At 42.1% G+C, this 14,022-nt stretch carries 8 protein-coding genes and 1 pseudogene; 1 reads left to right on the forward strand and 8 read right to left on the reverse strand.

The genetic code is table 11. From position 1 onward, the window contains the following. A partial coding sequence (locus G468_RS0113405) for a lytic transglycosylase domain-containing protein (protein ID WP_034250011.1) occupies nt 1-339 on the reverse strand: 339 nt, incomplete at its 3' end. 628 nt (nt 340-967) lie between these two features. On the opposite strand from G468_RS0113405, the gene traM reads away from it, so the two are divergent. Then, complete coding sequence (gene traM / locus G468_RS0113410) at nt 968-1,342, forward strand: conjugal transfer relaxosome DNA-binding protein TraM (RefSeq protein WP_026823552.1); 375 nt, start codon at nt 968-970, stop codon at nt 1,340-1,342. 40 nt (nt 1,343-1,382) lie between these two features. Here the strand turns inward: traM and G468_RS20995 are convergent, their stop codons facing one another. The 7 genes and pseudogenes from G468_RS20995 to G468_RS0113455 all read right to left on the reverse strand — a co-directional run. Then, nucleotides 1,383-2,276 carry a YopJ family acetyltransferase gene (locus G468_RS20995; protein ID WP_051297110.1) on the reverse strand — a complete coding sequence of 298 codons (894 nt, stop codon included), beginning with the start codon at nt 2,274-2,276 and terminating at the stop codon, nt 1,383-1,385. A gap of 47 nt (nt 2,277-2,323) precedes the next feature. After that, nucleotides 2,324-7,444, reverse strand: a complete 5,121-nt coding sequence (traI, locus tag G468_RS0113420; RefSeq protein ID WP_026823553.1) for a conjugative transfer relaxase/helicase TraI — start codon at nt 7,442-7,444, stop codon at nt 2,324-2,326. Beyond that, nucleotides 7,444-9,510, reverse strand: a complete 2,067-nt coding sequence (gene traD / locus G468_RS0113425) for a type IV conjugative transfer system coupling protein TraD (protein WP_026823554.1) — start codon at nt 9,508-9,510, stop codon at nt 7,444-7,446. Before traD ends, traI begins: the two co-directional genes overlap by 1 nt. After that, nucleotides 9,510-10,037, reverse strand: a complete 528-nt coding sequence (locus G468_RS0113430) for a hypothetical protein (RefSeq protein ID WP_026823555.1) — start codon at nt 10,035-10,037, stop codon at nt 9,510-9,512. Before G468_RS0113430 ends, traD begins: the two co-directional genes overlap by 1 nt. After that, nucleotides 10,034-12,883 carry a conjugal transfer mating-pair stabilization protein TraG gene (gene traG, locus G468_RS0113435; RefSeq protein WP_026823556.1) on the reverse strand — a complete coding sequence of 950 codons (2,850 nt, stop codon included), beginning with the start codon at nt 12,881-12,883 and terminating at the stop codon, nt 10,034-10,036. The genes G468_RS0113430 and traG overlap by 4 nt, the downstream gene beginning before the upstream one ends. Continuing rightward, nucleotides 12,883-13,770, reverse strand: a pseudogene (locus G468_RS21000) (conjugal transfer protein TraH); the annotation flags it as partial. The gene traG and the pseudogene G468_RS21000, both read right to left, overlap by 1 nt. 70 nt (nt 13,771-13,840) lie before the next feature. After that, nucleotides 13,841-14,022, reverse strand: a 182-nt coding sequence (locus G468_RS0113455; protein ID WP_162143431.1) for an ATP-binding protein, incomplete at its 5' end; no start/stop codon positions are given.

The following is a 14,022-nucleotide window of genomic DNA, read 5'->3' on the forward strand; positions in this document are numbered from 1 at the left end:
CCAGGTTACACCCCATTTATTAAATGCCAGCGCTAAAAAATAAGCGCCAGTATAAATATTCATACAAGCATCATTTCTTAATTGATAAGGGGTAATACCTAACGATTTAAGATAATTAATATGCTGTGAGTTAATTTGCATGAGGCCAATATCAATACTGTTATTATTATTTTTTCCGATAGCATTCGGATTATATTTTGATTCTACCCAAGCGATAGCCCGTAATAAATCAGGGTCTATTTTATAATCTCTGCCCGCTAAATAAAAACAATCGGCAAAACTGGAATGGGTGAAAAATCCAGACAGAAAAATTACGATTAAAAGTTTTAAAAATTTCATCAAACCGCCTCGATTTTATCCCCCAAAAGTCCCTAGTCCATCGCTCTCACAACACTTCTTATCGCCCACTCCTTAGCATAGAATATGTTCACACCCGACGCAAATTAAAAATTTGCAATAAATAAATTTGAAATCAATAAGTTATATTTTTATATATATTTTTTTTGATTAAAATATTTTTATTTATACTCTTTATATACCACACTCTAACCTCTAAAAAGAGTATTACTTGATAATACTATGTTTTAAAGGAGTATACTCTATATTTTTTAGTTAAATTTAACATTAAAGAGTATATACTCCACTCTATATAGAGTATATTTTTTCTGGTTATATACTCTATGTAGAGTGTGTTTTTTACATGTAATACTCTACATTAGAGTTCTTTTTATTCTTAATCAGGTATCAGAGTACTCTAGCTAGAGTATATAATTAAGTGCTTGAACTCTATTTAGAGTCTGATTTCTGCGTTAATACTCTATATAGAGTATGAATGTAGAGTATATATATTTTGCTTTTTTATTAACTAGAGTATTGTTTTTTGTTTTGTATACTCTGTATGGAGTATATTAATTTCATACTCTACTCTTTGAAGAGTATAATTAATTCTATAAAAAGGAACGAGTTTATGCCAAGATTACAAACTTTTGTTAGTCATGAAATTTTATCATCGATATCCGATTTAGTTGAAAAAAGACGACAAGAAGGTGCTACAGAAAAAGAGGTTAATGTTTCTAGTATTGGGGCTATGTTAATCGAATTAGGATTGAGAGTTTATAAAGCTCAGTTAGAACAAAAAGACGATTTATTTGATGAATATCATTATCGAAAACTGATGTTGGAAAATACATTAAAAATTAATAAAGCGGTTTCCAAGATTTTAGGGATGCAATCTTTTGCTCCTTATTTAGAAGGGAAAGAAAATTTTGAATATCAAAAAATGGTGAATGAGATAAGAGAAAAGACAAAAGAAGAAATTAAAAAACTTTTTCCAGAAGAATAATTTTTTATTTTATTGCCGTCATACAGACGGCTTTTTATTTTTATTCATGAGGTAATTGGTTTTCTTCAAAATTATCAGTAATCAGTTTTTTGTATTCATCTAATCTTTTATTATAAATGGATTTTGAAATGAATCTTTCATTTATTTTTTCAAGATTATCTTTTTGTCTATTAACAATATTTTGACCTTTTTTATTTATGATTTTATTTCCAATTTCAGGTTTAACACTTATATAATCTTTAATTCTATTCACTCCTTGTGTATGTTTAAATAACTCAGGAGGTAAAATCGGATCTGCTTTTTTGTTTATCATTTCTTCGTCAAGTTTATTTTCTATATTTAACTTGTGTATTATATTAATACTATCACTTTCTTTTGCTAATTTTTTCCCGAGCGATAAACTAAAAATCGCACATTCATATTTGCTTCTTTGAATATCCATTTCAATTATGGAAAAAATGATGTTTTTTAGGCCACATTTTTCAATAGCAAGTTTCGTTCTAAAAGCTAATATTGAAGATGACATACTATTCGTAAGTGATGCTGGTTCAAATAGAAGAATAGAAATTTTGCCTTCAATTAATCTGGTGTCAATAACACCAAAATGAGTATCCTTTTCTCCCACGTTAATGATATATCTGCTTGATTTTATATCATTGTTTTTAATTTTGAATATTTCATCATAAAGTTTGTCAGGTGATGTTAGATATTTTAGATTTAACCCTTCTTTTTTTTCATTTGCTAATTTAACCATAGGTGGAAGAAGTTCTTTATCTATTATTGAGAAATTTTTTGTAGCCCAAGTGCCATCTTTTAAACTTTGTTCAATATCAGAAATATATTTGCATAGTAGAGTTTTATCTATCTTGATTACGGTTTTATTATCTTCTTGAGCGATATTATCTGTTTTTATACTTGCTGTTGGACTTAACATATGTAGATCTCCTAGATATTTTTTTTAAAAATTATTTCATTCTCTGGCTAACCCCCCAAGGTTTTTTCTTTAGCAAGATCACGTACCATCTCCTGTTCTATTTGTTGAAGTTGTTTGGTTAATCGATTTTCATTGACGACTTTTTTGACTATCTCATCGATATTTTGTTTTTGCTGATAATCTTCCAGGGCTTTTCGTTGCTCAGGGGTTAATGTTGAGGTTTGTCTTTCTTTCAGGCTATCAACATATTCTTTTGCCTTATCTGGTGAAAGCGGATTGAATTTATCCGTTTTTTTACCAAACGATTTGGCTATCTTCCTGGCGTTTTCCTCCAGTTCCCGTTTGGTTTGCGTAAATTCGTCTGGTGGCTGATTAGCCCACTGCTGCCCGCCTGTGATGGCTTTGGGGTTATGAGGCATATCATTGCCTTCCAGTCTTACTATTATGCCGTGCTGTGGATGATTGTTGGCAATTTCGACGGCTTCGGTTAGGGTGTTTGCTAGCGCCGTTTTCCCGTTTTGACTACGCTGAAAAGCTAAAAATCGGGCTTCCTGGCTGCCTATTCTTTTTCCTATCGTGTGGTTTCCGATTGGCTTTTGGGTATTGCCGTTATTCAATCGTGTCATCCATACGCCAGCCTGTTTGCCGTTTTGGTCAAAAATAGGGAAGCCTAAGTAGTTTTGTGGGTATTTCTTACCCATCCTAAGCCATTTACCCATACTTTCGCCTGAAAGATGGGACGCGCGTAAAGCGGCTCTGCCTTGGGCGGTGGTCTCTAGCGGTTGCCCTTGTTTGAATAGGGCTTTGGCATTTTCCCGTGCGGTGATATCTTTTTGTTCTACGACATCATGGGCAGTCGCTTTCTGACTGGGTTTTTCCAATAATGCTGTCCAGTCATCAATATTATCGGTGTAGACTTGAACATGGGCTTTGGCTCTTGAGAGTGCCACATACGCAGCGGCTGGATGGGTGGCGGCTTTGTTTTTTCCCTGCGTTTTTGCCAAGGTAATGGCAAATTGCTCACTAGCACCTTGCGAGGCGTGAGTGGTGATCGCGTAGGCTAAATCGATATGGGCGTGCTGTTTATCGGTTGTTGGGGTTAGGGTGCGGGTTTTTTTGCCATTGGTTAAGGTTATTGTTTTTTCGTCAGCAGCCTGGATTTGCCAGACGCTGTTGGCTAAAAATCCCTGTTCGTTATCACTTTTGGTAAAACGGATTTTATCGCCCTGGCTCACGGTAAGGGTTTCAGCTTGATACAAGGTGATACCTTCTTTCACCGCCTGACGCGGTGATAACAGGCTTTCCTGTCCCTGTTCATTTCTTAAGGTCACCGTGTCGTTTTTTATGTCTATCTCGGTGATTTGCCAATACTGGTTGTTTTTTAATGCCAGTGCCTGTTGATGCGTTGCCCAGGTATTGATATTACGCAGTTGTCCATCGGGAATATTGGTATTGACCAATATGGGTAGCGTGACTTCATTACCCTGTAGCTCGCCGCCTTTCTGTTTCTCTTGATGGATCAGCGCATTGATTGCGCGTCGGTCAGCATTTAACGGGGTAATAATCAGTGTCTTTTCCTGCGCTTCTTTTGTGCGCCCGATAAAATCCGCGACAATCGCCTGGTGTAAGTTATCTGGATTGTCTTTCATTTCTACGATGGACTTATCCGGTATCCAGGCGTTTTCTTTTCTGGGGACGATGTCTGGTGAAAGCTGATTAACGGTATGGATAGCCTCTTTGATGTTGCCTGCAATCATCTGGACTATCGCGGGTTTTAATTGCGGTGTTTGCCGGACAATCTCTTTCATCACCACATTATCAATGGCGCTGCGCTGTTGTTGTAACCGGAAGGGTTGGCCTGGGCTGATAGGTTGCAGTTGGGCGCTATCGCCACTCATCACCGCCCGTCCGTTTCCCGCCGCAATGAGATGATAGGCTTTTGCCATATCGGTGTTCCCTATCATCGCCGCTTCATCAATCACAAACAGGGTATTTTGGTAATCCGGTTTCTCGCCTTGGGTAATTTTTTGGCTTTCTTCGTACAAAAAAGCCGCCAGGGTTTTCGCGTCAACGCCTGCGGTTTGCATTTCACTGACTGCCCGATGAGTCGGTGCGAGACCGATAATCTGCGGTTGTTTATCTTTGGGTAAGGTGTCAATTGCACTTAACACTGCTTTAAATTGGGTGGTTTTCCCCACCCCCGCATAGCCTTGGATGGCAATAAAGCGGTCAGGGGTTTCGAGTATCAGTTTTGTTGCCTCTTTCTGCCCTGGCGTCAGTCCGTTTAGGACACTGTCGGGCACGGCAGACATTAACGGGGAGAGTGCGGATTTTCCTTCGGCAATGTGCTGAATAATCTGTTTTTCTGTTTCAAAGCTGGCTTGATTGATAAGTAGATTTGTACCAAAACCTTCAACCACTGGCATTTCAATTAAACGATTATTTTTAATCTGCGCGTCAATTTCCTGTTCGATGGTCTGTTGCGAGAGGGGTTTTTCGCCCGCATTCATTGCTGTGGCAAGGAGTTGTGCCTGGGTAAAGGTGATGTTTTTTTGCTCCAGTTGGGGCATGGCAAGGCTAATCGCCTGTTGAGCGGGAGTGAAAAGTCGGCTTTTTTGTTTCTCTATCGCCTTATCGAGGTTTTGCTCTCCAGAAAGTGCATTAACCTGTTCTATAGTGGTTTGGTAGTGGGGGTTTTTTGCCAGTTTCTGCGCCGTTTTTTGCACATCCAGCGCCGAATAGAGAACCAGTTTCTCACCACTGCGGGCTAACTGGTTTAAGGTTTCCTGATTTAAATCCCGTTGGGTGACCGCCGCAAAGACCCTTGCCTTGTCACTGATGCTACCGCCTAATGGCTGGACATAATCCTGCTCGATTTTAAGTGCCGAAAAAACATCATTATTGGCTTTTACAGTTAATGTTTTTTGGGTGTTATCGTGAGTGAGGGTCATCTCACCCTCTTTATGCCGTGTTGCTTGCAGACGGTCACCTGTTTTTAATTTACCTTTTCCCTCGCGTGCCAGAAGTCGTAACCGTTCACCCTCACTTATCGCTATTTTTGCTGGCTGATATAATGACCAGTGACTGTTAAGTTGCGTGATTTTTTCCAGCCGTTGTTCGCCATGCTGGTTTATCAGGGTTAAGGTGTTTGATACGGCAGTGACTCTATCAATGATAAAACGCTCTTTACTTTTTTTCTCACTATCCCAGTACTCCATGACCCAACCTTCACGGTAGCTGTCACGCGAAATCCGGCTTTTAGCCGTTAGCCATTGCGGTTTTAAGGTGGTGATAGACATTTCATTTTTACCGAGCAACCCTTGGGTTTTTAGTGCCTCACGAATATATCCCGTTAAGTTTTTTTGTTCCCGATTGCCTGTTATTTGCGCCACGCTGTCAATGCCTTGTGCCAAAGTACGGGTATAATCTTTTGCCAATTTCTTGAGTCTGGCGGTTTTATCCGGTTCACTCACTATCGCGGTTTGTACGGGTTTGATACCGGAATAACGAAAAACTGCCGTTTCTTGCCGTAAAATGGATAAAGCGTTGCCTGTGCCTTTACGTTGTTGGTTATCCATTAATACGAGTTGTAGATTTTCCCGAATCGCTTTATCGGTGAGACTAACCATCTCTTTTAAAGTCAATTTTTCCGCATCCTGAACAATCAGGGTACTATTGGGCGAAAATGCGGTTTCTTGGTTTATCGCCTGGCGATTTACGACCTGTGATTCCGGTAAGGTTTCCATCAAATATTGACGGCTTTTCTGGTCAGGGGCTAAAACAACTGCCTGTCGTCCCGTTTGGTTGGTGAGGGTGACGAGTTCCGCTACCCTGTCACGTCTGATACTTGCCCCGCCGATCCCTGACATGACCGCGATGTTGGGATTAGCAAATAACCATTGCCTGGCGGCAGGGCTGGTATTTTGGTTAATGGGTGTTACTTGAGGACTAACGCCGTGAGTTATTTTTTGATGTTGTTTTATCCGTTGTTTAAGACTTAATTCATCCAGTAATTGAATATCTGAGGTGAAAAGGCCTTTTTCTTTATCCAGTGGAATAAGCTGCTCTTTTTCAATGGCCTGGTCGATGCCTGCTCTTGCCTGTTCAATTACACCAGGTTGGGCGGGTAACTGGTTGATGGCTTTCGCCAGGAGCTGTGAGTAGGTAAATTGGGTTTGACGGTCGCTCAGTTGCGAAATCGCCTGGCTAATGGCGGTTTCAATTTGCTCCGGTTCAATGATCGATGATGTTGTTGGGTTTTGGGCTTGTAAACGATTTATTTCAGCCTGAGCCTGATATTTTTCAGCGTCAAATCCGGTTGAATGAAGTTCGGCTTGCCATTGTTGCCGTAATTGTTGGGGGTCTTGTTGGGTCTTTTTCTGACGGGTGTCCAGGGTGGCAATATCCCGCGCTTTGGGTGAAGCGTCTTTACCTACCGCATTATCAATGGCTAGCGTCCGCTTAGAAAAAACCTCGGTGGGCACATTCTTTAATTCCCAGAGACCATGTTTCCCGACTATCTCCGTTTCATAGCCTAAACTTTCCGTTTGTTCGCGCAGCGCATGACGGTAAATTTGTCCCAATGCAATTTTATTGGCTAATATCATCTCAGAAAATCCCGTTTTACCGACGGTGTCACTGGCTAAGGCTTGCCATTTCTCGTTATGTTGGGTGGCGTTGATAACCACGCTATGGGTATGTAACTGCGGGTCAACATCACGAGACGTATCATGATTAAATAGTACGGCAATCAGGTTATCGGTGAGTACCGTTTGTTTTTGTCCTTCGCTCATGGTTCTGGCAGAAGCAAATTTTTCGGCTTGTGAAAGTGCTACCTCAACGGCTTTATTATGCGCTTCCAGTAACCGTTTATCGCCTGCGACTAATGCCATAATGGAAATACTTTTGGGGGCGGAAAACGTCAGGTCATAGCCTGGTCGATGCTGATTTTTCCCGTCTTTATGGAAGATTAACTCGGTTCCGTCAGGCAGTTTACCTTCCAGTAATTCACGAAAGGTATTTTTATCAAACTCTCCTGTTAACCCCAGTATTTCTGCCCCTTTGCCAAAATAACGTTCTTCCATGCTCTCTAACACATAATAGTTATCTTTCTGTGTATAGTAGTCTCCTGCACCTTGAGCGGATTTTATCCGATTGAATGACATCATTAGAGCGTATCTCCGATATCTTGCTCAACTGAAGGGCGATTAATATTTACTTCTTCTTTCCGCTGCGGGTGATGACGATTTATCTTCCCGTTTATCTGCGATTTTTCGGTTTTTTCATCTTGTGGTTCGGTGGTTACCGATGATTCAGTATGTTGAATCTTTATTGCTGGCATTTGTTCTTTTTGTTGTGTCATCCCTGCCGTTTCTGTTGCTGTTGTTTGAGTATCTTCCTGATTATTTCCACTTGTCACAGGGATAAAAAGTTTATCCATATTAATGCGTTCATTTTCCCGTGCCGCAATGACGTTGGCTAAGCGTTTATCCATGTCCAGATTGACGTTACGGGCAATAAAATTCGGGGCAACTTTGGGGTAAGGGTGGTATTTTAAGGTCATTTTTACTACTGGATATGGGCCAGGTAACGTAATAAAGCACGTTAGGTCAGGTAAAGACTGAATATCGGAATAGCTGACCAGTTGCACGCGTTGCATATCTTTCCCCACTGACACCCCATCCCTGACAGGGTCAGCCCCATATGAGTATTGTTCGCTGGCTTTTTGAATTTCGCGTTCGCCAATTTCTCCTGCGGCAAACTCTGCCATCTCTTTGGTGGTAGCACGGAAAAAGAAACGGGTATTCAGTACATCAAATAGCGTTAAGGCGCCTTTATTGCCGTAAATGTCCTGAAGTTGGGCATAAGATTGAAAACCTAATACAAAACAGCCACCAAATTTCCGCGCTTCCGGTAAAATCTCGACTAAATCAGGGAGCTTATGCAAGGTGGGTAATTCATCGGCAATAATCCAGACGCGGCGTTCTCGATTTTCGCCCATTGCCAGTAAACTTCTGATAGCAATGGATAGCCACATGGAGATAACAGGTTTTAGTGAAGCATGATTTGCTGCATCACTGGTGATAAAGAGCCAACTGTTATGGCCTTTTTCCTGAACACCGCGCATCCAGTCTCGAATCGTAAAGGTGTCGCCATTTTTTTCAATGCCTTGCATATAGCGCATGGCTTTGACGTAATTAGTTAGCACACTGCGAATGGATATAGCGGTTTTTTCGATTTTTTCTTCGACCAGATTAGCCGAGGGGGAGTCGCGTAGATATTCCCGTAAATGGGATAGTTCAATGGACAGCAAGGTATGCAGCAGTTTGGCATAGCTGCGGTCATCGTCTTTTCGCATCCGGTAGGCAGCTTCGGCAAAGATAGTGCGGGCAGAACCTTGCCAAAATGGGTCTTCACTATGACCCATTGGGATTAAGGTGTGGGCGATATTATCAAAATCCGGCGTGGTTAAGCATTCTGACCATAAATCCCAGGCGGCACAACGTGCATCCAGGGGATTGAGGATTTTATCTTTTTGCGGATTGAAATAGTCTTTAACGTAATCACAGGAGCGGTCGTAGATAATTACCATATCCCCGCGTTTGCGAATAATATCTAATAGACAGCGAATATAGGTGGATTTACCGACCCCTACCGTTCCAACCAGGCCAAAATTTTGAATTTCACTGCCTTTAATAATCGGTAACTTGCCAAATTTAATATCAGAGGCTTCCCCCGCTCTTTTTAGCTGACGGGCGACCGCACTTGGATTTTCGCTTAATGCACGACCGCCAGTCTGTTCATCTTCACTTTGCTTTTTACCGTGATGGCCTAATACCCACCAGGCAACAAAGAGGCCGACAACACAAACAACGATGGCGATAATACCTGAAATGATAAAGGTATTTAATACTTTTTCACCGCAATAGACGGTGTATCTATCCATTAAAATTTGCGAGGGGGTATAGTGCAGTTTTTGCCCATAATAATCGAGATGGTAAACAGGCTCTGAGCGAAACAGCGAATACATCGGGACGAGCGTTTTACACCACCAATAGACCATGCCATTAACAAAGGTTTGCCAGGTGAGTTGGATAGTCATTGAGAGCGCGGCAATTATCCAGAAAGAGATAAATAGACAGTAAAAAATAATGTTACTGATTTGCCCAAACATACGCAGTCGCATAAAGGCGATTTGTCCGCCCTGCGTCATATCTTTAGCGTTAAAACTCATTATGCGCTCTCTTTTTTATGTTGATCTTTGAATTGTTCGATAATGGCTACGAAAGCAGAGAATTGATAACGGCTTATATCGACGCTAAAGATTGCACATATACAAACGATAAAAACCAAATGGAATCCATCAAAAAAAATAAACATAGCTGTATATAATTTCACCAAAATTCCAACAGCGATAATTAGCGAAAGATGAATAATGATGTATCGTTTCAATTTATCTCTAATCATTCTTAAACATATCGATTTTTGCCTAAAGTCGGATGGGATGGAAAGATAATTACCTCGTGTACCCGCAACAGCAAGAAGTACAAAAAAACAAATAAATCCAGTAAATAATAGTGAAAAAAGAGTTTCTTTGTTAAGGGTAAAATTAGAAATAAATAAGACCCAGAAGATCATTCCAACGAAATAAAATAATCCTGGTCTACAACACTCCCAAAATGTTGGGATTGTCATCTCTCCGTTTTTTAAGATTTCTTTTAATTCTTTCGCTTCTTTTGACAGTATCTTATGAGTGATCATTTTTTCTCCTTCTGATTATCAAGCATCTTCTGATAGTCTTTTAGGCTGGCTTTTAAATTTTTATTATCTTTAGCATCTGCCCACAACATTTGTTGATCTACTCTTTCTTGAGCATAGTCTTTTTGTTGGGTGATTTTTTCTTTGGTAAAGTCGGTCTGGAGCGTATTTTTTTGTTGGTTTATTTCTGTTTGCTGATTTTCTATCTTTTCCAGCATCTGATTTACTTTTTCGCTATTGTCTTCTAACGAACCCCTAACTTTGTTTCTCACGTTATTGCTTATACTCGCTTGTTGTGGAATGTTTCTTGCCTGGTCAGCAAATGTTGCTTTTATCTTTTCCGCTTGATTCTCTGACGGATGAGTTGACTGTTTTGTTTGTAATGCATGCTGATTCTCATGATACGCATTATCAATTTTTGGCGTCACTTGCTGTTGAACAAACTCTCTGGCTAACGCTTCACGTTGAGCCGCCATTTCCGGTGAATTCGTGTCGGTCAGGATTTGTTCAGCTTGCTGCGGCGCATGCTGTGAAACATAATTAGCAAACTGTTGGGTTAAGTTTTCGCTCATTTGACCGCTCAAACTTTCGGTGCGGGAAGCCATTTCTGCAAACTCATGACTGCGGGTGTTGCTGTCGGTGTATTGATGGTATTGGCTTTGCGCCTCATTGAGGGTTGCGGCTAATTGATTCACCTGTGAATCCGATTGATTTTCCGTATGGCTCGCTGAATCACTGGTACGATAGCTGGTGAGTACATCGAGTCCCTGTTTAAAGTCGGATACCGCTTGTGTTGAGGTATCGTGACGGTTATCTTGGGTTCCAGTATAATGCTTGCTAGCTGAATGAGAGTCTGTGTCACTGGAAGAATGCTCTACGCCTAGATGTCCTTCAGCACCAACGCTGACTCCTGTCCCCCATTTTCCTAGTTTTGTCACTAACATGTCGCCACTATCCCATTTGCCGTATACAGATCCCCCTTTATTGAAAGATGCCCGCCCCGATCTTTCCATCAACTCCTGCGTCGCCTGCGATTGGCTAATATTGTTGGCTTTAGCGTAACTTTCCACCGCTGATGCCATTTGATGGGCAGCGCGGGATTGGTTACTGGTCAGGCTGCTGTCTGCACCTTTGACCAGCGAATCGCTTTGCCCTGCTTGGCGGGTAAATTGGGCTAGCTGGCTGGCGGCTGAACTGATACTGCTGTTGTAACCGTGTAGCGCACTTTGTGCCTGCGCTTCACTGTTACGTGCCATTTCCTGTTGAGCACTGGCAATCGAGCGCTGAATGGCAATATTGGTTGGTAAGACGGACATCGCCCCTGTGGTGTTATACACCATATTGCCGTCCATCGTTTGGGTCGCCGACCCGCCTGAGGCGGTCTGGTGGCTCATTTGTCCACTGGCAAAGGTACTATTGGTACTCCAGCCGTAACCCTGTACATTATCGGTTTGCAGATTGTTATAGGCGTAATTGCCATCGACAGCGACACTGGCGGCCTGGGTGGTTGAGCCTAACATGCTGGAACCCAGTGAACTGCTGACACTGGAGAACACCTGTCCCATCCCTTTAACCATTCCCCAGGAGATAAACGGAATTAACAGCGATAGCCAGCCTGCGGCGGTGGCAATATCGGATTGATTGGATTTAATGATAGACAGGTTTGACAGCACAACAGGCACTCCATTCTTTTTGGCAAAAAATGTCATGGCACTATTAAGAATGGCAAACAGCACAGGCCAGCATTGCAACCACAGGAAAGATAACAGGTAGTTTTTCACAATCTGGATAGTGAGCAAATTAATCAGGGCACATAGCAACATAATTGGGAAAATCCCCATCATAATGCCCATCAGAATAATGTGTAAGGTGGGCAGAAAATGCGGTGAGATTAACGCGGCGCTGGCTTGTGCCAGACGTTGCTTTTCCAGTGCCATCATGGACGAAATGTTCATCATTCCTGCTACATCGCCATTACGGGCGCTGTAGGTTAAAATACCGTTATGAATGGCGTTCATGGTGACATTTTGTTTAAGAATTTCGCTGGCACTTTGTCCACTTTGGTAAAACGTCTGATAACTGTTGCCGAGTAAAACCCCAAATAGCGCATCGGGGTTCGGTCGACCGCCAAAGAGTTGGCGTGCGTAATAATGCCAGGTTTCGCCCCCTGTTTTGGTATCGAGTCCTAATTTATTTTTCAGCACCACGGCGGCTTCCTGACAGGTTTCAAATACCCCCTCACGGTTAATCACCCCTCGCAGTGGACTGGGTCTTGAGAAAATCAGCGAATAAGGGTCACGGGTATTCATCAGTTGTTCCAGTGAATACTTATGATTTAACAGAATATCGCCAATGACGCAGTTTTGAATGTAATCCGAAAATAAATCGGTGACTTCGGGATTTTGTGAAAGAAAATCGGTGCTTTTGGCAATCAGATTCGCGCCGAAAAGCATGCCTGTTTTGGTATAGGTGGCATCATCCGGTTGGGCGAAAATGGCTTCATAGCCGGTTACCAGGCTATGCCCGATGGAACTGATAATCCCTGCCGGAATAATCAGGCCAACGGGGACATTGGGTACGGTATAAACGGTTTTTAAATCACTGTTATCGATAATCTGTACCGGATGTTTAATCGCCGCGAATAATGAGACAAAGGCTATGGCAAAAACCCAGCCGAGCATGCTCATGACATTGTGATGAATGAGCCAGTGATAAGCGACACAGAGCACGGAGACCAGTAGCATGATACCTTTTATGTAGCTGAAGGTATCACTTTGCATAAAGGTCGCCACGGCATTTAACATCTCGCGCAACCAATCGCCGCCGCCCATGGTGTAAATTTCGGTCATTAAATGCCTCCGTGAAAGTGATAATTATTTTGATAGCGGGTTAACATTTTGGATGATACCTGCTGGCGCATATAGCTTATTTGACGGTCAACGACCAGCAGTGCGTCTTGTTGCACCTGTACCCGTGACTGAAACTGGTTAATCATGGCGGTGGCCTGATTCAGGTTTTCCAGCAAGGTATCAATCACGGGTTGCGGATAGTTGCCGATAGACAGCATCCCTCTGGCTTGCTGAATGAGTTCCTGCATGTACTGCAACAAGATGTCGTAACCAATATAATCGGCTAGCTGGTAGAGCACACTGTTAGACACGCCTAACATTTGCGGGTCAACCAGGTAACGGAATATGGGAATAGTCGTACTGGTGATAAATCCTTTTTCTTTTTCCGTGAGCGGCGTATCGCTATCGGCTTTATGTTGAATACTGCTTAATAATTGGATGATTTGCGCTTTTAATGCCTTATTTCAGCTGATGGTAACATTAGCATCACTGACCACATTTAAGCATTTGTCGCTATCATTGCAGTGATACACTTTCGCCGTGCCACCCTCCATCATGGCTTTAATCATGTCCTGGTCGGTGGTTCTGGGGGTTAGCGGCTGGATTTCTCCATTGGCTTTAAAGACCAATGAACCCGTTAAGGTCATGACAAATTCCTTGAGTTCCTGGTTATCATCAAACAGCCGACTTTTTGATAAGGCGTGCCACATGATATTGATGTTTTTTAACACCTACTCTTTTTGCCGTTCATTGGCTTTATCCTGCACTTCATTCATTTTATTCCCAACAGTGCAGCCCTGGCGCGACGCTGCCCAGTCAGTAAACAGGTTGGACTCCCCTACAATATCCTGGCACACTTTTTGTTGGGATACTTGGGTTTTGGGAAAAATGTCAACGATCACCGAAAACTGATCCACTTTTTATCTAAATCCGATCAATCAAAATTGATCCACTGTTTTACTCAGTTATTGCTCCTGAGCGCCGCTTATCTTTCAATCGGTAGCTTTCACCGCTTAATTGCAGTACATGCGAATGATGAAGTAAACGATCAAGCATAGCGGCAGTTAATGTTGCGTCATCAGCAAAAGCACTTGGCCATTGCCCAAATGATAGGTTACTCGTCAATATGACACTGCCAT

The sequence above is a fragment of the Arsenophonus nasoniae DSM 15247 genome, assembly GCF_000429565.1.
Classification (GTDB): Bacteria; Pseudomonadota; Gammaproteobacteria; order Enterobacterales; family Enterobacteriaceae; genus Arsenophonus; species Arsenophonus nasoniae.

Bases quoted from the DNA above. Each gene is read 5' to 3' on its own strand.
- traM (WP_026823552.1), top strand. From the start codon at position 968: ATGCCAAGATTACAAACTTTTGTTAGTCATGAAATTTTATCATCGATA.
- G468_RS20995 (WP_051297110.1), bottom strand. From the start codon at position 2,276: ATGTTAAGTCCAACAGCAAGTATAAAAACAGATAATATCGCTCAAGAA.
- traI (WP_026823553.1), bottom strand. From the start codon at position 7,444: ATGATGTCATTCAATCGGATAAAATCCGCTCAAGGTGCAGGAGACTAC.
- traD (WP_026823554.1), bottom strand. From the start codon at position 9,510: ATGAGTTTTAACGCTAAAGATATGACGCAGGGCGGACAAATCGCCTTT.
- G468_RS0113430 (WP_026823555.1), bottom strand. From the start codon at position 10,037: ATGATCACTCATAAGATACTGTCAAAAGAAGCGAAAGAATTAAAAGAA.
- traG (WP_026823556.1), bottom strand. From the start codon at position 12,883: ATGACCGAAATTTACACCATGGGCGGCGGCGATTGGTTGCGCGAGATG.